Below are 23,196 nucleotides of genomic sequence, written 5' to 3' on the forward strand. Positions count from 1 at the left end.
GAGTACTTTCACTTCTTGTTCTTTGACGCGAAGTTCTTTTTGTAGCTTTGTAGCTTGCTCAGCAACACCGCCATTGGCTTGCATACATGCATCTCGCCAAGCTTCAACTTGCTCGACATACAATCCTTTCGAACGGCAGTATTCCGCTAACTCGATCTGGCTTAACGTCATGGTCTCCACAGCGATAGAGAACTTATCTCGTGTACTCCATTTCTCAGTTCCCAATTCCCCAGCAGGCATTGCAAACCCTTGTGCCCGAGCTAACTTCTTCCACTTATACAGTGTTCCTTCAGATAGTCCACTATCCCTTGCGATCTGACTTACAGACTCATTGTTCGGAGGCATCATTCGTTGCAGTATCTTAAGCTTCATCTCTTTACTCGGTTTAGTCATTGTCATCCACCTTAGTCTCTCTTTCTATTCACTATACTTTCAAGAGAGGGGTACGACAACTAGTCTGACGCAGGGGGTTTCTACAACTATACCCCATTGCACCTAGGTCAAGTGCATATGAATTCCTTCGTCAGTTCCCCATCTTCAGAAGTGAGTCGTCTTCACTCCGGGCTGCATATTTTACAACTAAACTTAGACATGAGTGGTAAGTATATCTGTTAGAAAGGCCATACCCGCGGCTCCCAATACTTTGTTTAGCTTCTTGATCATTTTGTCCAGGTTATTTCCTTGCTGCCTTTTGGTGATCGTATAAACTTTAACTTTATACTCCTTCACTTTTGCATCCGGCAGGACAAGATATTCTTTCCAAAGTCGAATCCCAGAAACTCGAAGCTTTCATCGAAGTACACCACTTTTGTTTTCTCAGGATGTATCTTCAGTTGAAGTTCTCCTTCTATAATGGTCTTGCCGCTTGATACAATTCATCAGCTTGTTTCCTTTGAATTACACAGGATCACTGGCACAGGACTACATATCGAACTTTAGACCTTTGTCGTGGATGTAATCAGCCAGAGCCTTCATTCCACTAGAATTTTGTTGAGGTCAGGCACTAGCCTCCCCTGCTCGTCTCTTTCCCTAAGGCTCTAATGTTTTTATTCCTCTCTGATGCATGATTTCCATACATATATCTTATTCTAATCATGTCCACCTATCTATGCCTATAACTGGTTGATGCTTGTATATGGACATTTATTGCCTTGAATGATCTAGCCATGAATGGTCAAGTCTTTGACGGGCAAGGTAAACAAAAAAAGGGCTCCACATATTAATCGTGCGTAATATGCAGAACCCTTTGTATAGTTTTTGGGTAGTCACCGTTCAGGTATTAGTTAGAGACGGGTGCGAAAAATCCATTCTGCACAGCTTGTTTCACCCACTCTGTGAGCGGAGTGCCCGGAGTGGCAGAACGAAGTTCATCGCTGACTTGCTCTGGTTTAGGTAATAAATGAAAATGATTACTTAATCCAAGCCATTTGTATGAGTCCGCCAGACCTTCTGCTGTTTCCTTACCCAGCATCGGAGATAATGCTTCATTGAATACTTCCACAGGAAGAGAGTAAAATTTTATCTTTCGATTCAATACGATGCTAAACTGTTCAGCCAGTTGATTCCCGCTCAGCGCCTCAGGTCCTACGATAGGCAACGCTTGCCCTGCCAGTTCTGTGTGTTTAAGTGCATGTACACTGTAAGTAGCCGCATCTTCCATACTGATCCATGCGACTGGAGAATCGGCTGGTACAGGATAAGCCAGTGTTTGATTGTCTACAACGCCGGGGATAAGGAAGTTTTCCATATAAAATGTAGGTTGAAGGATGATAAACGGAACGCCACTTTGCTTCAAATAAGCAATCGATTCCCTCTTGATATCATAAGCAGCAACACCAGTAACTTCATCTGTAAAGAAACCGCTGGTATTAAAAACGAGAAGCTTAACATTAGCTGCTTTGGCAGCATCTACGGTATTGCGGATGAATTGTCGATTACGCTCTAAATCGTAGTCCACCGGCATCAATAGAAACACTTTGCTGACACCTTGATGAGCTGGAATGAGGCTCGCTGCATCGGTTAGATCTCCAACAAAGGCGGTAATGCCTTGTTCTTGAAGCTGGGCAGCCTTGTCCGAATTTCTTACTATTGTATGAACAGCATATCCTTCTTTCACAAGCTTGCTAGCAACTGCCCCTCCTTGTACGCCACCAGCTCCATAAACTAATATTCTATCCTTTATTTCCATCTCATCGTCATCCTTTCATTTACTAAAAGTAATTTTGTGATTATAGTTATATATTAAAGACTTAAACTCATTTATGTAAGTACGCACATCATTGATATATAGTATCCCTAAGGATACCTAAAAGGAGGGACCATGTTGGACACACAAGACTCAAATTGCTCACAATGTCCGGTTGAATATACGGTCAATATGGTCGGGGGCAAGTATAAATTGCTCATTTTACACAAGCTTTCGATTTTTGGCGTAAGACGGTTTAATGAATTAAGAAAAGAATTTCCCAATATTACGCAGCGTACACTCACTCGCCAACTGCGTGAGCTTGAAAGCGATGGGCTGGTGAACCGACTAGTCTATTCTGAAATCCCACCCAAAGTAGAGTATTCTCTGTCCGATACCGGTAAGAGCCTTCACTCGATACTTCATCATATGGAGAAATGGGGCTTGAACCATATCGAAAATAATCCTAAAAAATCCTGATAACCAAATTTTTCAGAAAAGATAAGAACGACCTCAGATTTATAGCGAACAACCAAAGGAATTGTAATGAATATAGTCTGTTCAGAAAAAAAATTCTGGACAGACTATTAAAGTTTTGAAATATTTAATTATTGCGATTTCTTTGTTTTGTAAGCTTGAACTAGCTTATTATTTCACAAAATGCTCGGTAGAAATTACATTGGCATAGATACCGTTAAGTGCACCGACAAACGCATAATGAACTTGTTCAGCAGTAACGTCCTTACCCTCATAAGATAAGTCACGTGTCGCACATGCATCTTCAATAAGTGTAGCTTCAAAACCTAAATCCACTGCTGCTCTTACTGTTGCATCAATACACATATGTGTCATCATACCAACAACAACGACCTTGGTAACGCCCCTTTCCTTTAATTTACTTTCCAAATCCGTATTTAAAAAGCTGTTAGGGAAATGTTTAATGATGATACTTTCATTTTGCAAAGGCTGAACCGTTTCATGTATTTCAGCACCCTCTGTGTCTGGAAGGAAGAATCCAATTGCTGGATTTGCTGCGATATGTTGAATATGAAAAATGTTATCCTTATTGTTCTGTCTAAACCACTTAAGAACTTTAGCAGCATTCGCAGCCGCTTTATCGGGATTGACCAATTCCATGTTTCCATTCGGGAAATAGTCATTTTGAATATCGATAATAATTAACGCTGTGCTCATTTTCTCCACCTCAACTATCATATTTTGTTACATTAAAATCATAAATCATATGTTGATTTCTATCGATAACTTGATGAAATGCTTTACTACCAAATGCTTTCATGCTGAAAGGAGTTTATGATGGAGCTTGATAACATTGATTTTCAGATCCTGCGGTTATTAACCGAGAATTCACGTATTCAGTGGAAAGACTTAGGTGAACAAATCCATATGACGGGACAGGCGGTAGGGAATCGTATTAAAAAACTTGAGGATAGTGGCGTAATTAAAGCCTACTCGCTAATAGTCGATGAAATGAAAGTAGGACTTTCTTATACCGCATTTATCCTTATTTATATGAAAACATCCAATCATAATTCGTTCATACAATTTATTAATGAACAAAATGAGGTAGTTGAAGCTCACCGGATATCAGGAGAAGGCTGTTACCATCTAAAAGTAAAAATTAATTCTCAAGAAAAATTGAATCTTTTTCTAAATGAAATTCTTGCGTATGGGAACTATAGTGTAAACTTATCCATAAATGAAATTAAACAACGTAATCCATTGACTGCCACAATATAATGAAGTATGACTCGGCATACTAGTCGGCCTCATAAGAATGAACTTCTATTTCCGATTCGAAATCTAGGGTACAAATATTGGTATTCATTCGGCTTTTATCTTTCGTTTTGGGTGCATAACAAAAGCTAGAACTTCTTATATTTTTCATTTTCTTTGCGAAATAAAAAGCTGTTGACAAAAAAAATGTTAGCATATAACATACGTTTATCAAGTTTAGTTCACTTAACTTAACTTATCTTATTAGCAAGGAGAATATTATGCTTTCAGATTATCAAAAAATGTATAAAGAGCTAACTGTCGTTTTAAGTGAATATTACTTGAATTATCTTTTGTACAATAAAAACGCTCAAAAGTTCAACGATTATCATTTAACAACACAGCAAGATGCGTTTTTATTTTTTATGAAGGACAATCCACGCATCACAGCAAATGAAATCGCCAAGAAATTTGCGATTTCTAAAAGTGCTGTGAGCCAAGTATTATCGAAGCTCGAAGCACAAAACTTTATCAAGCGCGAGGCCAACCCAAATAAACATCGCGAGTTTTTCATCAGATTAGCAGAGAAAGGTCTTGATTATCAGGCATTAAGCGAAGAAGCAGATAAAGAATTTATGGAGAAGCACTTCGCTGACATTGATCTAGAACAATTGGAGAATGTATTACGAACAATGAAGAAAGTGAATGTATCCATTTCACCCCCCAACATATAGGACGGTGAATTGTTTTACAATTAATTTAGAGGGAATCAATTATGAATCGAAAAGAAAAAATATCTATCGCCCTTGCATTATCTAGTTTATTTATTGCTTATGTAGGGATGGGACTTGCCGCACCGGTTATGCCATCGATTGCGAAGGATCTAAGATTAAGTGGTGCCGTTGTTGGTTACTTGTTCGCAGCGATGGCCTTTGCACAGTTTCTGGCCTCCCCTTTTACAGGTGTATGGGTCGATTCAATCGGACGTAAAAAAATGATGGTCATCGGCCTTTTGATATTTTCATTTTCAGAGGTACTGTTTGGCTTTTCAAATGAAATGTGGCTATTATTTGTGAGCCGTTTCCTTGGCGGTGTAGGCGCGGCCTTCATTATGCCAGCTGTAGTTACGTATATTGCCGATAAAACTACGCTAGCAAATCGTGCAAAAGGGCTAGGCTACCAATCGGCTGCGATTAGTTTAGGATTTATAATTGGACCAGGAGTCGGCGGATTTATTGCAGAGTTTGGGATACGCGTACCGTTCTTCTTTGCTGCTGCCATATCATTTATTACTGCCATTGTTATTTTCTTTCTATTAGAGGAATCTATACCAACAGACCAACTGCAAAAAAATCGCGAATCCGCTGTACGACCAAAGTTTATTCAAGAGTTTAAAAAATCTTTTCAGCCACAGTACTTCACCCCACTACTGGTCGTGTTCGTACTAGCATTCGGACTCGCCGTTTATGAAATGATGTTTAGCTTATTTGTCGATGAAAAGTTTGGCTTTACCGTCCGTGATATTTCAATCATTATTACGATTGGTTCAATAGCTGGAGTTGTCTCTCAAATTTTATTCTTTGGAAAGTTAGTCAATGCCATTGGGGAACGAATGCTAATTAATTTAACCTTACTCTCTTCTGCTATATTTATCTTTATTACGATTTTAATAGACGGTTACTGGACGATGATTGTCATTACGAGTATTGTATTCTTCTCTGGTGATATTTTACGTCCTGCTGTGACATCCTTTTTATCAAAACTAGCAGGGGAAAACCAAGGGTATATTGCAGGTATGAATTCTGCATACACAAGCTTCGGCATCATACTAGGACCAATTATTGGCGGTATTTTATTTGATACCAACATCGATATGCCGTATGCATTTGCGGCAATTGTGCTTGCCATCGCGTTTGTCATTTCAAGCATAAAATTAAAGAAGCCTCACCATTAAATCTTGTTACTACTTAGGTCCCCTTTGGGGACTTCAAGACCTATACTTCCGGTCCGAGGTAACGATATAAGTAATATGCGAACACTCTGCCCTAGTGTGAGATATGAGAATCTTCCATACTTCGGACTCCGTCTTTTCACCACACATCATACAATGTTACTTTTATTGTCTTCCTTTGCTCCTGATCGATGGGAATTTAGTTTAGACTGAAACTTCTTTCACCTGACGCTGCTTCATAACAGATAGCCCTGTGCAGCCCACAATAATAAGAAACCCCCCAATAAACGTAATTACGTCTGGAATTTCGCGCCAAAACCAAAGGCCAAACAGAACATTCATTAGTAATCCTGAATAACTAATCATTTGGACAACTACGGCGTTCTCATGGGTGAAGGCTTTCGTAAGAAAAATTTGTCCCAGTAGTGAGACAACCCCAATGGCAAACAAATATGTAATGTCAACCCAACTTGGAATGACGAACGAATGCCACATAAATGGAATGGCGATAAGCATAGAAGTAGCAACAAAATAAAACACAATTTCATAGGAAGGATGTGACTTGCTTAAATAACGAATCGAGATACTTGCAGCTGCTGAGCATAACGCACCTAGTAAGCCTACAAGAGCGATCAGTGAAAAGCTTGAATATTGAATGGGATTAACTAGGCATATCGCTCCAATAAAGGTAAGAGCAAGCAGCCATCCAGCGCTTCCAGATATCCGTTCCTTCAGAATAAGTCCAGATAATAAAATTACAAATACTGGAGACGTCTGTGCCAAAATACTCGCATCAGACAACGGCATTTTGGACAGCGTATAAAAAAAAGCGAGCATGTATAATCCACCCATTAAACCCCTGATAACAAGCATGGGAATACCATTGCGGGAAAAACTCATCCTGCTGTAATGCATAAAGAAGAGAATTAATATGGTTCCAATCAGTCCCCGAAAGAAGGCGATTTCTGCTGCTGGAATATGATTACTAACCGCTTTCACAAGTACATTCATGACACTGAACACTGACGCAGAAAGTAACGCAAAGACCACACCATTTTTCATGTTTTTCTCCTTTAAGCCAATGAATAGAATGTATTCAAATAAATTATGAATATTGAGAAGCTGCAATCAGCATGCGTGTATATATATGGCGCTCTTCACTCCATATGGCTGAGCTCTCAAATTGGTCCACAATTCGGCCTTCGTGCATGACTAACATACGATTGCTCATGTGTTGTACAGCGGCTAGATCGTGTGAGATAAAAAAGATAGACATTCCTAATTGCCGTTGCAAGCCTTTCAGCAACTTCAGAATCTGTGCTTGGGTTGTCACGTCAAGACTCGATGTGGGTTCATCACAGATTAGCAACGCAGGGTTTAAGCTGATACCACGAGCAATACAAATACGCTGGCGCTGACCTCCGCTTAGCTCGTGAGGGAATCGATCCATATGCTCATTCTTTAAGCCAACCATTTGTAACAAGTGCAACGCTCTTTCTCTTCGACCAAGCTTCCTCGTAGGATCATATGGAGGAATGAAGCTTGGGTAATTATCTAATGGTTCAATAACAGAGCGCCATACAGGCAAACGATCGTTTAGAGAAGCTGTAGAGTCTTGAAATATGACCTGAATATCCTTACGCATCCTTCGTAACTCTCGCTTCTTTGCAGCGTTTAGACTGCGTCCCTGTAAATAGACTTCCCCATGATTCGGACTCTCCAAAGCAAGCAGGAGACGAACAAGCGTGCTTTTCCCGCTACCGCTTTCTCCAACCAATCCCACGCATTCACCTTGTCTAATAACAAAAGACAGTTCCTCCACAGCATTAAGTGCTTTGCCATTTCGCTTGTAGCTCTTCAGCAATTGCCGTGCTTCCAGAAGTTCATTCACTAAACAGACACCTCTCAGTAGCAAACGACATAACCTCTTCTAGCTCACCTGGTGGAATCAACCTTGGACAAGCAGCAAATAACTCACGAGTGTAAGGATCATCAGGCCGTTCTCTTACCCGTGAGGTTATGCCTGATTCAACAACTCGGCCTCTTCTCATCACCGCAAGCTCGTTTGCTCTTCCCCATACTTGCCGCAAATCATGAGTTATAAAAAGAACTGCACAGCCCGTCTCAGCCTGAAGTTCTATAATCAAATCCATTATTTTCTTACTGTTCAGCACATCAAGGGCAGTCGTCGGTTCATCTGCAATTAATAATGATGGTTTAAGCATTAACGCAGCAGCAAGTGCAATTCGTTGACGCTGTCCACCACTCAGTTGGAAGGGATAGCTGCTGTACGCGTGCTCAGCGGGCACATCAACCCGATTCAACCAGCTTAATACCACTTGCTTCGCCTCTCTTCTTGATAAAGGTTCATGTGTTCGAACAATTTCGATCAGTTGTGAACCTATTGTGAGATAGGGAGTGAAGCTGCTTTGATAGTCTTGGAATACCCAACCGATATGTTTGCCACGAAGCTGTTTCCATTGCCTCTCCTTCAACTTCATTAGATCATAATCATTAAATACAATTTCTCCTGACACTTTGAGCGTATTCGGCAGCAATCCGGCAATCGCAGAGGCAGTCAAGCTTTTACCGCTGCCGCTTTCCCCTATTAAGGCAAGCATTTCTCCCTCACGGAGCTCTAGCGAAACTTCATGCACTAGCACATCTTGTCTATTAATAGTTGTCTCAATCTGCAGTTGCCTTACGCTCAGAACAACCTTTGCAGCACTCTGCTGTAAAGAATAGGTTAGCTTGAGATCGTTTCTGTACACTAAACTACGATTAACAGCTACCATCACGTTTCCCCCTTGCGGCCATTTCGAAAATTAATAGTTGACTGCCCACGCACATCCAACAGCTCACGCATCCCATCACTAATCAGATTACAAGCGAGGACGACCATTAAAATACATAGTCCCGGATAGATCATTAATTGCGATGCCGCTTGAAAATATGGGCGCCCATCGCTGAGCATGGCTCCCCATTCTGGAGCAGGCGGCTGTGCACCTAATCCCAAATAAGATAAAGCAGATATAAGTAGAATGGTTCTGCCAATATCACCAGCTATTAAAATTCCTAAAGGAGAAGCAATCTGGCGGAGCAGATGACGCCCAATTACATTTCCAATAGAACTTCCAGCTACTACGGACGCCATAATATATTCCTTCTGCCGCTCAGACGTAACAATGCCTCTTACAACACGGGCGTAGCCAATCCATTTCACACATGCGACTGCCAGCATTACATTAATCAGTCCAGGTCCAAGAATACCCGCAACGGCTACCGCGATTAGAAATTCAGGCAACGCGCCAGAGCCATCCGCCAACCGCATGAGTACCGCATCCACTCTTCCTCCTATGTATCCGGATAGTAAACCAATCGGAACTCCAATTACTGTGACAACTGCAATGACCGCTAGAGATAAGCCAAGGGTTGTATGTGCTCCCTCAAGCAATCTAGATAGAATACAACGACCTAGATGATCGGTACCTAAAGGATATGTGTAGCTGGGGGGAAGCAGTCGGTCCTGCATTTGAATAAGTAGCGAGTCATTCGGAGCAAGCCACGAGCCCATTAAAGTCAGTATCAGAAAAAAAATGGCTATTGCCGAACCTACAATTAACATGGGGTAGTTAAACAAATGATTTCGATTAATCCATGCAGGCTCCTTCTTGTTCCTTCTCATATACGCCCTACCTTCTGCAATCGAATTCTAGGGTCTAGAATGACCAGGCCGATATCCGAAAGCCAATTTGTCGCCAGAAAAAAGAATCCGCTTAACATGACATAGCCCTGAATAACCGGATAATCCCGTAATCTGATTGCTTCTATAGCCGTACTGCCTAGCCCTGGCCAACCAAATAGAGACTCGGTTACAACAGAACCTGCCATCAAAGCACCCATGCTTATACCGAGAAGAGATACAATAGGCATCAGGGCGGCGGGCATTGCATGACGAAATAAAATACTTCTATTCGTTATACCTCTTGACTTGGCAGCCAGAATATAATCTTGTGATAATGTTTCGATCAGCCCTGCGCGTAACAGACGAATGTACTCAGGCGCGATGACAAAGCCAAGCGTTACCGAGGGGAGTATAAGATGCATAATAGTACCGCTACCCATCGTTGGCAGCCAGTTCAACTGATATGAAAATACATAGACCAACAGCAGACCAAGCCAGAAACTCGGTATTGATGCCCCCAAAATAGCAAATAGCCTACTGAAGGTATCTGGAAGTCGGCCCTTATACTTCGCCGCCAGCCAGCCTAAAGGAACAGAAAAAATGAACAGAACAGCAATTGCGCCAAGAAACAGATACACGGTCGCGGGCAGTCTCTCCATTAAGATCGTCCATACTTCGCGGTTATTCGTTAACGACTTCCCCAAATCGAGATTAAGCACATTTCGTAGCCAGCTTCCATATTGGACATAAATGGGTGTATTTAAGCCTAATTCCTCTCGAATAGTCTCTTGATCCCTTTGTGATAATGCACCGTCGCTAGCTTGTAAAATAGCCAGCACCGGATCACCCGGTGCCAGCTTCATTAAAATAAATGTCACTATACTAAGCAATAGAAGTACAACCACAAGTTGTATGAGCCTTGAGGCGAAATGCCAAAGCATTTTAATTCACATCCAGCTTATTGGTCACGATATAAAACTCTTCTGCCCCTGGCTTCCAGTTCGCAACACGCTTGTTCACGCCAACGAGAATATTGGGGTTAATAATGTAAGAATGCGGCATTGCTTCATTAATGATTTCAACAGCTTTACGAGTCAGTTCGTTTCGTTGTGCTACTTCACCTGTTGCATTCAACTGCTTAATAATCGGATCTAGCTTATCAATATGAATATTAGCTGGATTGTACGATCCTCCAACAATATAAGTAGAATTTAGAAATGAACCTCCATCACCACGTGGTGAAGTTAAGTAACTAGAAGTAGATATATCCCAATCTGTTTGATCCTTGATATATACTTCCGGATATTCAACAGAAACGATTTCGATGGTAACACCAATCTTGGCTGCCTCGGATTGGACAACCAGAGGAATTAGCGGCAATTCCGGATTGATTCCGCTAAACGCAATGAGTTTTAATGTAAGAGCCTTCCCGTCTTTTTCCAGCTTTCCGTTTGCTCCGGCGGTGTATCCTGCACTCTCCAAAAGTTGCAATGCTCCTACTGAGTCCAGCTTCTGAGCGGCTTCCGAATTGCCAAACGGCAAAGTTGAATTGAATGGTCCATTGGCAGGCATCGCATGGCCAAGCATAATATCATTCACAATAGCATCTCGGTCAATGAGCTTATCAATAGCTTGTCGCACTTGGATATCCGTTACATTGTTGCTTGCAGGATTATACGTGAAATAATGGGTACGAAGGCTTGTCACGGATTCGACAGATAAGTCTTGCTCTTGTTTGATTGCTTCAAGCGACTCTGGGGACAAATGATATACAATATCTGCTTGCTTGGACTGAAAAGCCAAAGTACGAATGTTGGCATCAGCGTTGGACTGGAAAGTAACTTCAGCTAATCGTGCTTTTTCATCCCAATAAGCATCATTTCGTACCAACTTAATTTCTTTACCTGATACAAAGCTTGTTACTTTAAATGGTCCTGTCCCAACAGGAGCTTGGTTAAACTTCTCTTTACCCATGGACGTTTCCGCAGCAACACTAATCAAGCTTGTCGTTGGATGAACCAGCTCTGTTGGGTAAGCAGGAAGAGGCTCCGTTGTTTTAATCGTAAGCTCCTGACCGTTCGCTTCCAAAGAAGCAATTTTAAGCGAGGCAGCCAGCGCTTTGCTATCTGTTATGCCCCGCTCGAAGGAAGCTTTGGCAGCAGCGGCATCCAGTTTAGTTCCATCTTGGAAATCAATATCATCTCGGATTGTAAAAACCCAAGTTACATCGTCTTTTGCCTCCCATTTGCTAGCCAGCCATGGCGTAACATGCATATTTTCATCCAAACGCACAAGTGTTTCAGTAACCCCCGCTCTAAGTGCAATCCAGCCGTTATGAGGGTCTAATGTCTCAGAAGGAAGACTATGAATTATTGTTATTTTTTTGTTATCGTCTGTTATTGAGCTCTTCTCTGCAGGAGCTGGCTGCTCACTGCTAATTGTATCACCATTATTGTTACTAACCTGATTGGAACAACCAGCCATAATAAAAGCGAGTATTAACAACAAAGCTCCAGTCAGCTTTAAAAACTTTGGATACCTCTTTTTCATTGCATACATAAACAAAAATTCCCCTTTTCATTCAATTAGCCCTCCTCTAAACATGTGGGAAGGTTACATAAATTGTATATGAATTCCATATTCAAGCCTATGACTCGTAAGAGCCATGTACTTGAGCACCCTACCGTTTCATTTAACTTCGATCGAGGCTATATGAAATATGAAGCATACGATCTATTCTGTGAAGATAAGATATTACACGTTACACGTTTGAAAACCAACACAGCATTCTAGCTATCCTTGAACCCCGAATTGACCGCTTTGTGACGTTATTGCGTTAGAAACAAATGTCATCATTCCTTCACACAAATAACTCTAAATGGTCATGGATTTCTCCTGTTTATCTTTTACTATTGAGCGGAATGGACTTGCAGATAAAAATGATGGAGAAAGCGAGATGTGGATCATTACGCCAAAATAGGATACAAATCTACTGGATAAAAAAGCACAATCATAAGTAGAGCTTACTCTCATTCGTTGTCAATCCCATGAGCGGATGACAGAATTGGAACATCTTGTGCTCGTCTGCTAGGGTAAGTTCGTCACCCAACTCGTTTGCGATCTTAGAGCGGCGTTTGCAAGGAGCTGCGCCAGATGACGGGTAAATATCGTATACGTTTGCGGACGGCAAATTCCGAAGGTCGCCGTACTATACCTTTGTAGGTAGATGATTCGTTCCAACGTCAAATAACTCGCTATTTTTCAATCAAAACACAATATTGGAGGATTCCTTTCATGATCAAAACCAAGTCAAATCTGCTTATACTATCTTTCAGCGCTGTTATCGCTTTATCTGGATGCGGCTCGTCCGGTGGCTCCTCCGGCTCCCCTAGTTCAACCGCATCCCCCACGTCGGCGGAGGCTGTGTATCCGGTATCGGTTGAGAATTGTGGGCGCACGTTGACGTTCGATTCGGCGCCGGAACATGTTGTGAGCCTATGGCAGGCGCCGACTGAGATGATGCTCGCCCTCGGACTAGATGATCGCATCAAGGCGGTCGCGGGTAACTACGCCGCCTTCCCCGATAGCATTGCCGAAGCCGCAGGGGGACTCACCGTAATTGGTACCTCTATGAGTTGGCCTTCAAAGGAGGTTCTGTTGAGCCAAGCCCCAGACCTTGTGGTCGGCCAGTCCCTAGAGGGTTTCGCCTTCGACACCTCGCAGGGCTACGCCTCGATGGAGCAGATTGAAGAGGGTGGCGCGAAGGTTTACGGGTCAAACATGTGCAGCTCGGCGGATGCTCTAACTATGACGCTCGAGACACCATACAGCAGCTTGCGGGACTTCGGAGCGATCTTTGGCGTCTCAGACCGGGCGGAGAAGTTCATCGCCCAAATGGCTGCGGAGAAGCAGACGGTAGTAGACGCCGTGAAGGGTAAGCCCACGCAACGAGTCGCGTTCTACAACGGGGGCGATGGACCGCTGATCGTGCTCGCTGGCGGCATCTACGATGACGCAATCGCAACGGCCGGTGGTACGAACGTGTTCCCGTCGGACTCAGTCTACGTGAGCAAAGAGGACTTCGCGGCATCCGACGCCGATGTGATCCTCGTTGGCACCTTCGAGGGTCAAGAATTTGCGACCCTCAGCGACTACATTAAGAAGAACTTCCCCGACCTTCCTGCTGTGAAGGACGGCAGGCTCGTTGAGATTCCAGTCGCCGACACCGACGCGTCCATCTCCGTGATGAGAGGTTTGACAGAGATCGCGAACGGCCTCCATCCCGACCTGAATCTCGCGGTTCCTGCGTCGTGACCTCCGTGTTAACTGTGGTGCCGCTCACGAGTCGCACTGATCACCGACGGTCCATCATCATCGTCCTGATGATCGCATGTGTCGCCGCCGTGGTACTCTCCGTATCCATCGGATCGGTCCCGATCCCTCCTGACCGGGTCCTGTCGGTGATCGCCGATCACATCCTCCCATGGAGCGTCTCCACCGCGGCAACGGATGTGGAGGCGCGCATCATCTGGGAGTTTCGGTTGCCGCGTGCTCTGCTCGGGCTCGTCGTCGGGTCTTCCCTCGGCGTCGCCGGCGCAGTTCTCCAAGCGGTGGTGCGCAATCCGCTCGCCGATCCTTTCGTGTTCGGGATTTCCTCTGGCGCGTCCGTCGCGGCTGTCGCGACTCTCACGCTGGGTCTAGGCGTCCTGACTGCCATCTCCGTCCCGGTGGCAGCCTTCGGTGGCGCCCTCGCAACGACACTGATCGTTTTTGCGCTCGCGCAGCGGCGAGGCCGCGTCACGCCAGGACGCTTAATTCTTGCAGGCGTGGCGATGTCATACCTGCTCAGTTCCGTTACGAGTTATCTCGTCTTGCGTGCGAGTGCGCCAGGACAAGGCGTAAGTCAGGTACTCTCCTGGCTCTCCGGCAGCCTCGCCGCCGCAGAATGGGGCGATCTGGGCATACCTGCTGTCGTCCTTGTTGTTGCTACCGTGGTGCTCATTCTGTTAGCCCGGATTCTCAACGCGCTCCTGATCGGCGATGAAACTGCTGCGAGTCTCGGCGTAGATGTGGGGCGTTTCCGCCTTGTGATGTTCGTGATCACGTCGCTCCTCGTTGGAGTCGCCGTCGCAGTGAGTGGAGCAATCGGTTTCGTCGGGCTCGTGGTTCCGCACGCCGTCCGGATGATCGTCGGCTCAGATCATAAGTGGGTCTTGCCTACATCTGCTCTAGCTGGTGGGCTGCTGCTCGTCGTGGTAGACATCGCAGCGCGTCTGATCATCGCTCCGTCCGAACTGCCAGTGGGGCTACTTACTGCTGCAATTGGTGCACCGTTCTTCCTCTGGATGTTAAGGCAATCCAGTAAAGGAGAGGCATGAGTACCCTGGGCGGCATGGATGCCGCCGCTCTCCACGTCGACGACGTTAAGGTTGAGATCGCTGGACGCACGATCGTCGAGGGAATCTCTCTGTCCGCCGACGGAGATGTCGTTGGACTCATCGGTCCCAATGGCAGCGGGAAATCGACCGTGCTTCGCGCCGTCTACCGGATGCTACGGCCCACCTCTGGGCGTGTGACGGCAGCGGATCGCGACGTTTGGGAATCCCGTCCGCGGGAGGCTGCCCGTGTGACGGCAGCCGTCGTCCAAGACGGACCAAGCGATCTCGAGCTGACCGTGACGGAGTGTGTCGCCACGGGGCGGATCGCACACGGCCGCCTCTTCGGGTCGGACAGACCGGAAGACGTCCTCGCGATCGAACGAGCGATGAAGAGGGCCGGCGTCAATGATCTAGCCGATCGCGACATGAGCACGCTGTCGGGCGGAGAGCGGCAGCGGGTTCAGCTCGCGCGCGCCCTCGCGCAGGAGCCTCGCATCCTCGTGCTCGACGAACCGACGAACCATCTGGACATCCGTCACCAGCTCGAGCTGATGGCGCTCGTCCACGCACTGGGGGTTACGACCCTTGTAACTCTCCACGACCTTAATCTGGCTGCGGCGTACTGCGACCGCCTCGTCGTCCTTTCAGCAGGTAAAGTGGTCGCCTCGGGAACGCCCAGCGACACCCTGACCCCGGAACTGCTCCATGAGGTCTTCGGGATTCGCGCTCAGGGCATCACCAATCCACTCACCGGGCGCCTGCAGCTTGCCTATGCCCACGAAAAGGAGATGAATTTTTCTTGAATAAAAAACTAGCTATTGAACCTGCAGATCACCTACGTCCAATAAACGGAGAGAGCATGGTCGGAACAGAGAACATCGAACCCACTCAGCATGCCGCGACCCACGATCATCTGGCGGGGAGGCCCGACGATCCAGCGGCGCGAGCGGCGTGGGATCGCTCCGTAGCGGCGCATGATGCACTTGCGGCACTGCCGGGGGTGACGTTCACCGCCAACGAGGATGTCGTCATCGTCCTGCACCCTGGTTTCGACACTCTCGACGTGATCGGCCCGCACTACTTCCTAGCCTCCATGCTGGGGGCGAAGGTGCACTTGGCGACAACCGGAGCCATGAGCGAGCCAGTGACCAGCGCTGGAGGGCTGCCGCTGATTCCCACGACCACGCTGGAGAACGCCCCTGCTTCCCCAACCGTGCTGCTGGTGCCAGGCGGGGACACACCCGTCCTCCTCGCCGATGAGGACGCTATGGCAGCGATTCGCCGCATCGCTGCCGGGGCGGACATCGTCACGAGCGTGTGTACCGGCGCAATCGCCCTCGGGGCGGCCGGACTACTTGACGGAAGGCGCGCGACCACTCACTGGTCGATGCACCATCTGCTGGCTGGATATGGAGCCGAAGCCGTCGATGAGCGTGTCGTCATCGACGGGGACCTTATGACCGCCGCCGGGGTCACAGCGGGTATGGACCTTGCCCTTCGACTGGTGGCACGGCTCCGCGGCGACGAGTATGCCCGGTTCCTCGAACTCGGAGCGGAGTACGCGCCGCAACCACCGCTCGGAGCTGGGACACCTGATGAAGCCGGACCGGAACTCACCGCCCTCGCGCGAGACTTTTACGCTACACTCGAACATGCACTTCGCGCTGAGTGACGCGCACTCGCCATTGCAACAAGGAAATGAATAATTTGCCTACTTGTCCTGTGTCAGAGATGATGCAACTAAAAGAACTGATTGCTCATTATGTATAGGATTAGTGAAAATTAGCAGAACACATTCACCTGAAATGATCTAAAATTAAAACAATCAGCATTGCCGGATTAATGGCAACGCTGATTGTTTTTTTATATTTTTCTGCTGTCGATATGTTATCGATTGACACTACCGTTGTATTCATGTTTCCTGAATGTTCAACCATTGCGGCTATCTTCATAAAACCATAAAAAACTCCTTTACATTAGATAGGGAAGGTAGACCTGTCCATAAATCTATTGAAAAGGATATACGCATGGACAAGCGGATACTTGCATGTATGACTCGCTTTGGCTATTCGGACACAATCGTTCACTTATTCCCTATCTGTCTACATGAATCATTTGCTGCTCAATCTTTCGCATTTCATACAAATAACCTTTGCGCTCCATTAACTCCACGAATGATCCCACTTCCACCAATTTGCCTTGATCTAAAACCACGATTTGATCCCAATCCTCAAGGCCGGCTAACCGATGACTGATTATGATAACGGTATCCCTTGATGCTGATGCAAGAAGACGTTGCATAATGCGATGTTCTGTAACGGAATCTAGTGATGAGGTCGGTTCGTCTAAGAGCCATACTCGCCCTCCTCGGAGCATAGATCTGGCAAGCGCTAGACGCTGTCGTTCGCCATCTGACCAATTCTCCCCCCGTTCATCCAAGAGGTCATCCAGAGATTTATTCAGCAGTTCTGCACTTTCGAGGACTGATGTTAACTGCTCATCTGTGTAGCCACTAGCATCTATTAACAAATTATCTCTGACGGTTCCACGGAAAAAATGATTGTGTTGCAGTACGACATTCGCTGCTCGCCAGATGCTTCCTTCATCGAGTTCCTCCGTAGACAGATGATTTAATCGGATTTGACCTGACATCGGAACATACAGACCGAGCAGTAGCTCAAACAATGTGGTTTTGCCCGATCCGCTTGATCCTACGATCGCGGTTTTAGAACCTGCGGGAATATGGAGATTGATGTCACCTAACACCGGACGCGTATCATCTCCGTAATGAAACGATACGCCGCTAATATCAATCGCTACTGGAAGATTGTCATCCAGCTTTCGATGCTTCTGGACGGTCGGTATACGATTCCCTGAATGCAATGTTTCTTCAAGTCGCTGAGCTGCATGCTCACTATCCTGCTTATACACAGGAAGTACAGCCATAGCCCCAGCCTCATCAAATACGGTAAGGGCTGCCATGACCAACATAGCAAGGAAAACGCCGGCCAACGATCCATTATTAATAAGAAAACTGCCAAGAAGCAGTACACTCCAGACAACTAAGAAAGAGAGCAGAACATGGAGGGTTTGACCTCTCAGTAAATGGCGTGCAGCCATATATTGATCATCAACAAGTTTAGTGGATGCTTGTTTGAGCTCCATCTCCTTTGTTTTTAATTGACCATAAACTTTAAGATCACGAAATCCATATAATAACTCGGCAGCTTCCGTTGACAATTGTGCACGCTGAAGTCGAACGCGTCCCCTATTGCGTCGTTGCCCCAGAAGTATTAACGATGGAATCAAAAAAGTCGTTATGAGCATACCAACTATGAATATTAACGCCATCCAAATAGAATAGAACGATACAAAAAGCACAGTAGCCAGAAAAACCATGATCAACACAATAGGCGGATAGGCAACACGCAAAAAATAATGCTGGAGAGATTCTACATCGCCAACAAAACGTGCGAGCAAGTCTCCACTTCTCTTTTTGTTGAACAAGCCCGGAGACAAGGGAACCAATTTGACGAAAAAGGTTGAACGTATGCGACTTAACAAAGAGAAGGTCGCTCTATGCGAATACATTCTTTCCGAATAACGGCTTGCAGCCCTAATTAACCCTAAGATCTTCACCAAAGAAGTTAAAATAATCAAAGTATAAAGCGGAGGAGAAAACACAGTCTGAGAGATCATATAGCCGCTTGCGGCAAACAAACTGACACCTCCTATGCCAGCAACGAAGCCGCCGATAATAGCCCAAGCTATATCCTTTTTTTCCTGAAAAAGCGTTTGGGTCAAGATTGATCGTTCATTCATTGGAATCCCCCTCTCCTTTGCACATCTACCATCTCGGCATATTGGGGCAACCGTTTCATCAGGTCATCATGACTTCCGCTGTCGACCAGTCTCCCCTTTTCCATAAACAAAATACAGTCGGCTTGTCGGATCGTATACAATCGATGAGCTACCGTGATTAAAGTAGCATCGATTGACAATTTCTCAATTGATCGCTGAAGTACACGCTCGGTGTACAAGTCTAAACCCACTGTCGGTTCATCAAACATAATGACCGCAGGACGGTTCAAAAAGGCACGGGCCAGTGCAAGACGCTGCTTCTCACCGCCTGAAAGTCCCCTTCCGCCTTCACCAACTAGCGTATGGTAACCTTCCTCTAATCCATTAATCAGGGAGCTAAGTCCTGCTGCTTCTGCCGCTCCTTCAATTTCTGCTTGGGATACTTGCCTACGAGTTCCCATCATGATGTTATCACGCAAAGATCCAGCAAAAATATAAGGATGTTGAGTAATATAGCTCATTTGCTCAAACCAGGACTCTTCCCACGCAGGAGACAATACCCTGTTATTAACCTGTACCTCTCCGGTTGACGGACGAATTAACCCAGCAAGGATATGCATGAAGGTTGTTTTGCCTGCGCCGCTTGGCCCAACAATGGAGATTTTTTCTCCCGGTCTGATCTGGACGGCGTCGACAGAAAGTTCGAATTTGTTGTCCCCAAAGCTGAATCGGAGTTGATTTACTTCTATAGCAGGAGGCATCTGATGCCTCACACTTATATTTGAATCCTTCTCTTCGCACGTCTCCTCATGACCACTTTCTATGAGGTCACCGAGCGCTTGCTCCACCTTGCGAGCCGCCCCCATGCTTGTACGTCCGCTGTGAAACGCGGTGCCTGTATTTTTGAGTAGGGAATAGAACTCTGGGGCTAGCAGTAGAACGAGAAAGGCTGTATCAAAAGACATGCTTTTGAAAACAAGAAGCTGCAACGCAAGCTCCAGCGCAATAAGTCCGATACTCAGCATAACGATTAACTCAAGCATCAATGTGTTTGTAAATGCAATTCGCAAGATACCCATCGTTGCATCGCGAAACCCAAGACTGCTGCGTTCAATTTCTTGTTGTTGGCGATTAACGCGTCCGAATAACTTAAGCGTGAGCAAACCTTGCAGAGAATCAAGAAAAGTGCCGGAGAATTCCGTTAACTGTGTGTACTTTTCTTCGGATTTTTTCTGAGTCTGCAAACCGACGAGTATCATAAATATAGGGATAAACGGGGCGGAAGCCAGCATGATGAATCCTGATGCAGGATGCTCAAAGAATACAGCGATCAGCAATAAGAGCGGAATAAATGCAGCTTCCATTAATCGCGGCACATATTGGCTGAAGTAGCTGTCGATCTCATCGACAGCGTCCAGCAACACGCTTACCTTTCCGCCAGTTTGTCCGCCAAGAGCCGTCAATAAGGGGTTTTTAGTCATATTCCGTATCAACGCATCCCTTATATTGGATTTGGAGATGGCGGCAAGCATGATGCCCGTCCTGCCTATTCCATAGGAGAGTACGGTGCGGGCTATGATTACGGCAAGCATAGTACCAAGTAGAGCGGCTATAGATAACAACGAAGTTCCTTGAACAAAAACCTCATTTACGATAGTAGCTAATAAAGTGGCTTGGCTTACAATCATTATGCCTAACCCCACTGCAAAAGCTCCCAATAGAAGAAGCTTCCTCCTTTGCATCGCCAATTGCTGTGACAATAAGCCGGTTCTTCTCTTCAATGCAACATCCCTCCTGTTCTCTTCTCGCGAGAGTCCTTTCACTACTTCCGGCCCTTTACATAATCCGCATCAAATAAAAACAATTTAAAGACGAGAATGAGTGAAGGAATTAGTAAACATAATCCCCCTATGAAGGCAATGACCAATGCGATTCCCATCGACTCATGAGTTGCGCCGCCTTGAATGGTAATATACGGATCCAGAATGTAAGGGTAGTGACCAATGCCGTAAGCAAAAAACGCACAGAGAAACTGAAGCATGACACAAACAAAGGCTAGACCGTAACGACGAGCATGATAGAGATGCCATAGGGCGCACATATAAAATCCAACGGAAAGGGCCAGCAGCCACCACAAATCCATCATGTTTTGAAAATGACGTTCGTTGTGCTGACTCAAATAAATAAATGCCGTCAAAGCAGCAATAATGGTAGGGGTGCTCCAGAACATCGCGTACGTACGCAATAATTTCAGTGCTGGCAGATCACGGGCCCGCGACGCATAGAATGTCAAGAATGAAGCACTTATAAATAACACGGACACGATGGCTAGGGCCACGATGCTCCAGGAAAGTGGACTCGAGAACAATTCGAAATAGGCTAGCGCAACCACACCGTCCTGTTCCGTTATAAATCCGCCTTCCGAGAGGGTTAGCGCAACCGAAAGCGAGGCCGGGATAAGTAATCCAGTAGCTCCGTACAAGAACAGGTATGTCGTATTGTCCTTAGAGCCGTAATTCTCGAAAGCGTAAAATGAACCTCTTATCGCCAGCAATATAATCGCTATGCTCCCCGGTACAAGCAAAGCCGAACCGTAGTAATACGCAGAATCCGGAAAAAAACCAACCATACCTACAAAAAAGAATACGAAAAAAACATTTGTAATTTCCCATACCGGCGATAAATAACGAGAAATTAATCGATTGATCAAATGATCTTGTTTCGTTGCCCGAGCATAAAATGCAAAAAATCCGGCTCCGAAATCTATGGATGCTACAATTAGGTAACCATACAAAAATATCCAAAGCACGGTAATGCCAATCAATTCGTAACTGATCAATTCGATCCCTCTTTCCCTACCGGCGGCAATTCTTGATCCTGCAAATACTTGTTGAATTCCAAATCCGCAGGATTATTCCGGAATAATCGGCGAAGCACGATAACGCATAACACGCCCAGCACAATATATAACAATAGAAACAGGAAAAATAGAAATACAACACTCGGTGATGAGGTAGCTGCTTCCTCTACACGTAAGTACCCGCGTATCATCCACGGCTGTCTTCCAATCTCAGCATAGAACCAGCCCATCTCCACACTAAGAAAAGCCAAAGGAGCAGAAACGATAATAGCTCGCAGCAGCCATCGATTGATCTCTTCTCGTTTCTTGAGCAACAGAAGTACAAAATACAGTACTGCCACTCCCATTAAGACGAATCCGATGCCAGCCATTGCATCAAACATATAATGAACGATTAACGGTGGAAGCTCATCTGATGGGAACTCCTCCAATCCGGTTACCTCAGCGTCAAAGTCTCCAAAGGCAAGAAAGCTGAGCGCTTTTGGAATACGCAACGCATCCACAACTTCTCGCTCTGCATTGAGCCAGCCCAGCAGAATTAGATCTGCTCCGCGTTCCGTTTCAAAATGCCACTCTGCTGCTGCCAGCTTCTCCGGCTGATGCTTGGCAAGAAACTTGGCTGACACATCTCCCGCTATCGCCGTCAGTACACTAAATACAAGTACGATAGACATCATAAGCTTTAACGATTTTTGTGCATAATCGGATTTTCCTTTTTTCAGCATAGTAAGGGCGGCTATCCCTGCCAGCAAAGCTGCCCCTGTCAAATATGCGGATGCTAGAACGTGAAATGCTTTGGAGGGGCTAGCCGCATTTAGCATCGCCTCTATTGGATTAACAGCTACAAAATGACTAGCCTCGAGAATAAATCCGTCTGGTTGATTCATAAACCCGTTTACCGTAGTAATAAATAACGCCGACATCCCGGCTCCGACAACTATCGGAATGGTTAGAAGCCAATGTATATACGGATTTCGAAATCGATCCCACGTATACATGTAAATGCCAAGAAAAATCGCTTCAAAAAAGAAGGCGAAAACCTCCATAAACAAAGGCAACGCGATCACATTGCTTGCCATTTGCATAAAGTTGGGCCAAACGAGTGCAAGCTGCAAAGCTATCGCCGTTCCAGTAACTACACCGACTGCCACAGAAATGACAAAGCCTCGTGTCCATCTCTTCGCCATAAGAATGTAATGAGCGTCTTTCTTTCGAATACCAACAAACTCTGCGATTGCAATCATTAAGGGAATACCTACGCCGACCGTTGCGAATAAAACGTGGAATGACAGTGTCAGCCCTGTCAACAACCTACTCCACCATACCGTATCCATGCCGATGACTCCTCCTTTTTGTTCTAAACTTCCATAGGATAATAACATTAGCTATTAGTATAAATGGTCTCCGTAGGTATCGTATGACTCTATCGAGGGGGGACCTGTGACAATAACGCTAAAAAAAAATGGCCACTTTGTGAAAAAAGGCACATTGTTGTCAATCATGTGACTTTGAGCAAAAGAATCAGAAAATGGCTCAAACGAGCCATTAAACTACATGATCATTTCCTTATATAATGATTAGAATACCTATATTCAATAAGAA

Annotated in this window: 22 protein-coding genes; 8 read left to right on the plus strand and 14 right to left on the minus strand. The window is 45.6% G+C overall.

All coding sequences use genetic code 11. From position 1 onward, the window contains the following. Positions 1-393: helix-turn-helix domain-containing protein (locus E0496_RS08025; RefSeq protein WP_161601338.1), on the minus strand; the 393-nt coding region annotated here is incomplete at its 3' end. Between the two features lie 886 nt (positions 394-1,279). Continuing rightward, complete coding sequence (locus tag E0496_RS08035) at positions 1,280-2,188, minus strand: SDR family oxidoreductase (RefSeq protein ID WP_141501082.1); 909 nt, start codon at positions 2,186-2,188, stop codon at positions 1,280-1,282. A gap of 135 nt (positions 2,189-2,323) precedes the next feature. On the opposite strand from E0496_RS08035, the gene E0496_RS08040 reads away from it, so the two are divergent. Continuing rightward, positions 2,324-2,665, plus strand: a complete 342-nt coding sequence (locus E0496_RS08040) for a winged helix-turn-helix transcriptional regulator (RefSeq protein ID WP_277755839.1) — start codon at positions 2,324-2,326, stop codon at positions 2,663-2,665. A gap of 168 nt (positions 2,666-2,833) precedes the next feature. Here E0496_RS08040 and E0496_RS08045 read toward each other — a convergent pair whose 3' ends face one another. Further along, positions 2,834-3,379: a cysteine hydrolase family protein gene (locus tag E0496_RS08045; RefSeq protein WP_141501084.1), complete on the minus strand. Its 546-nt coding sequence runs from the start codon at positions 3,377-3,379 to the stop codon at positions 2,834-2,836. A 120-nt stretch (positions 3,380-3,499) separates the two neighbouring features. Here E0496_RS08045 and E0496_RS08050 point away from each other — a divergent pair, with 120 nt between their 5' ends. The 3 genes from E0496_RS08050 (at position 3,500) to E0496_RS08060 (ending at position 5,873) form a co-directional block, all read left to right on the plus strand. Next, entirely contained in the window at positions 3,500-3,943 is a 444-nt protein-coding gene (locus tag E0496_RS08050) for an Lrp/AsnC family transcriptional regulator (protein WP_141501713.1), read from the plus strand. 257 nt (positions 3,944-4,200) lie between these two features. After that, positions 4,201-4,653, plus strand: a complete 453-nt coding sequence (locus E0496_RS08055; RefSeq protein WP_141501085.1) for a MarR family winged helix-turn-helix transcriptional regulator — start codon at positions 4,201-4,203, stop codon at positions 4,651-4,653. 41 nt (positions 4,654-4,694) lie between these two features. Further along, positions 4,695-5,873, plus strand: coding sequence for an MFS transporter (locus E0496_RS08060; RefSeq protein ID WP_141501086.1), 1,179 nt, complete (start codon positions 4,695-4,697; stop codon positions 5,871-5,873). A gap of 201 nt (positions 5,874-6,074) precedes the next feature. Here the strand turns inward: E0496_RS08060 and E0496_RS08065 are convergent, their stop codons facing one another. The 6 genes from E0496_RS08065 to nikA are packed head-to-tail and all read right to left on the minus strand — an operon-like array spanning position 6,075 to position 12,114. Continuing rightward, complete coding sequence (locus E0496_RS08065) at positions 6,075-6,932, minus strand: DMT family transporter (protein WP_141501087.1); 858 nt, start codon at positions 6,930-6,932, stop codon at positions 6,075-6,077. A 43-nt stretch (positions 6,933-6,975) separates the two neighbouring features. Beyond that, on the minus strand, positions 6,976-7,761 hold the full coding sequence (locus E0496_RS08070; RefSeq protein ID WP_141501088.1) for an ABC transporter ATP-binding protein: 786 nt from the start codon (positions 7,759-7,761) through the stop codon (positions 6,976-6,978). After that, positions 7,754-8,665: an ABC transporter ATP-binding protein gene (locus E0496_RS08075; RefSeq protein WP_141501089.1), complete on the minus strand. Its 912-nt coding sequence runs from the start codon at positions 8,663-8,665 to the stop codon at positions 7,754-7,756. The genes E0496_RS08070 and E0496_RS08075 overlap by 8 nt, the downstream gene beginning before the upstream one ends. Then, positions 8,665-9,555 (minus strand): nickel transporter permease, encoded by an 891-nt coding sequence (nikC, locus tag E0496_RS08080; protein ID WP_141501090.1) that lies wholly within the window; start codon positions 9,553-9,555, stop codon positions 8,665-8,667. The genes E0496_RS08075 and nikC overlap by 1 nt, the downstream gene beginning before the upstream one ends. Next, positions 9,552-10,496, minus strand: coding sequence for a nickel ABC transporter permease (gene nikB, locus E0496_RS08085; RefSeq protein ID WP_141501091.1), 945 nt, complete (start codon positions 10,494-10,496; stop codon positions 9,552-9,554). Before nikB ends, nikC begins: the two co-directional genes overlap by 4 nt. Position 10,497: 1 nt before the next feature. Continuing rightward, positions 10,498-12,114 carry a nickel ABC transporter substrate-binding protein gene (gene nikA / locus E0496_RS08090; protein WP_141501092.1) on the minus strand — a complete coding sequence of 539 codons (1,617 nt, stop codon included), beginning with the start codon at positions 12,112-12,114 and terminating at the stop codon, positions 10,498-10,500. A 735-nt stretch (positions 12,115-12,849) separates the two neighbouring features. Between nikA and E0496_RS08095 the strand changes: the two genes are divergently transcribed. From E0496_RS08095 to E0496_RS08110, 4 genes are all read left to right on the plus strand, one after another. Continuing rightward, complete coding sequence (locus tag E0496_RS08095) at positions 12,850-13,869, plus strand: ABC transporter substrate-binding protein (protein ID WP_141501093.1); 1,020 nt, start codon at positions 12,850-12,852, stop codon at positions 13,867-13,869. Positions 13,870-13,937: 68 nt separating this feature from the next. Beyond that, positions 13,938-14,933 carry a FecCD family ABC transporter permease gene (locus E0496_RS08100; protein ID WP_141501715.1) on the plus strand — a complete coding sequence of 332 codons (996 nt, stop codon included), beginning with the start codon at positions 13,938-13,940 and terminating at the stop codon, positions 14,931-14,933. Beyond that, the gene (locus E0496_RS08105) at positions 14,930-15,736 is read left to right on the plus strand and encodes an ABC transporter ATP-binding protein (RefSeq protein WP_241674640.1); all 807 of its coding nucleotides are present in this window, start codon (positions 14,930-14,932) and stop codon (positions 15,734-15,736) included. The genes E0496_RS08100 and E0496_RS08105 overlap by 4 nt, the downstream gene beginning before the upstream one ends. Beyond that, positions 15,733-16,605, plus strand: coding sequence for a DJ-1/PfpI family protein (locus tag E0496_RS08110; protein ID WP_206669734.1), 873 nt, complete (start codon positions 15,733-15,735; stop codon positions 16,603-16,605). The genes E0496_RS08105 and E0496_RS08110 overlap by 4 nt, the downstream gene beginning before the upstream one ends. Before the next feature lie 124 nt (positions 16,606-16,729). Here E0496_RS08110 and E0496_RS35535 read toward each other — a convergent pair whose 3' ends face one another. From E0496_RS35535 to E0496_RS08130, 5 genes are all read right to left on the minus strand, one after another. Next, a complete protein-coding gene (locus E0496_RS35535; protein ID WP_161601339.1) occupies positions 16,730-16,885 on the minus strand; it encodes a hypothetical protein in 156 nt (51 codons plus the stop codon). 142 nt (positions 16,886-17,027) lie between these two features. Beyond that, on the minus strand, positions 17,028-18,755 hold the full coding sequence (cydC, locus tag E0496_RS08115; RefSeq protein WP_141501094.1) for a thiol reductant ABC exporter subunit CydC: 1,728 nt from the start codon (positions 18,753-18,755) through the stop codon (positions 17,028-17,030). Next, complete coding sequence (gene cydD / locus E0496_RS08120; RefSeq protein WP_141501095.1) at positions 18,752-20,515, minus strand: thiol reductant ABC exporter subunit CydD; 1,764 nt, start codon at positions 20,513-20,515, stop codon at positions 18,752-18,754. Before cydD ends, cydC begins: the two co-directional genes overlap by 4 nt. Before the next feature lie 41 nt (positions 20,516-20,556). After that, a complete protein-coding gene (locus E0496_RS08125; RefSeq protein WP_141501096.1) occupies positions 20,557-21,573 on the minus strand; it encodes a cytochrome d ubiquinol oxidase subunit II in 1,017 nt (338 codons plus the stop codon). Further along, positions 21,570-22,934, minus strand: a complete 1,365-nt coding sequence (locus E0496_RS08130; RefSeq protein ID WP_141501720.1) for a cytochrome ubiquinol oxidase subunit I — start codon at positions 22,932-22,934, stop codon at positions 21,570-21,572. Before E0496_RS08130 ends, E0496_RS08125 begins: the two co-directional genes overlap by 4 nt. Positions 22,935-23,196: the final 262 nt, after the last annotated feature.

The sequence above is a fragment of the Paenibacillus luteus genome, assembly GCF_006542765.1.
Classification (GTDB): domain Bacteria; phylum Bacillota; class Bacilli; order Paenibacillales; family Paenibacillaceae; genus Pristimantibacillus; species Pristimantibacillus luteus.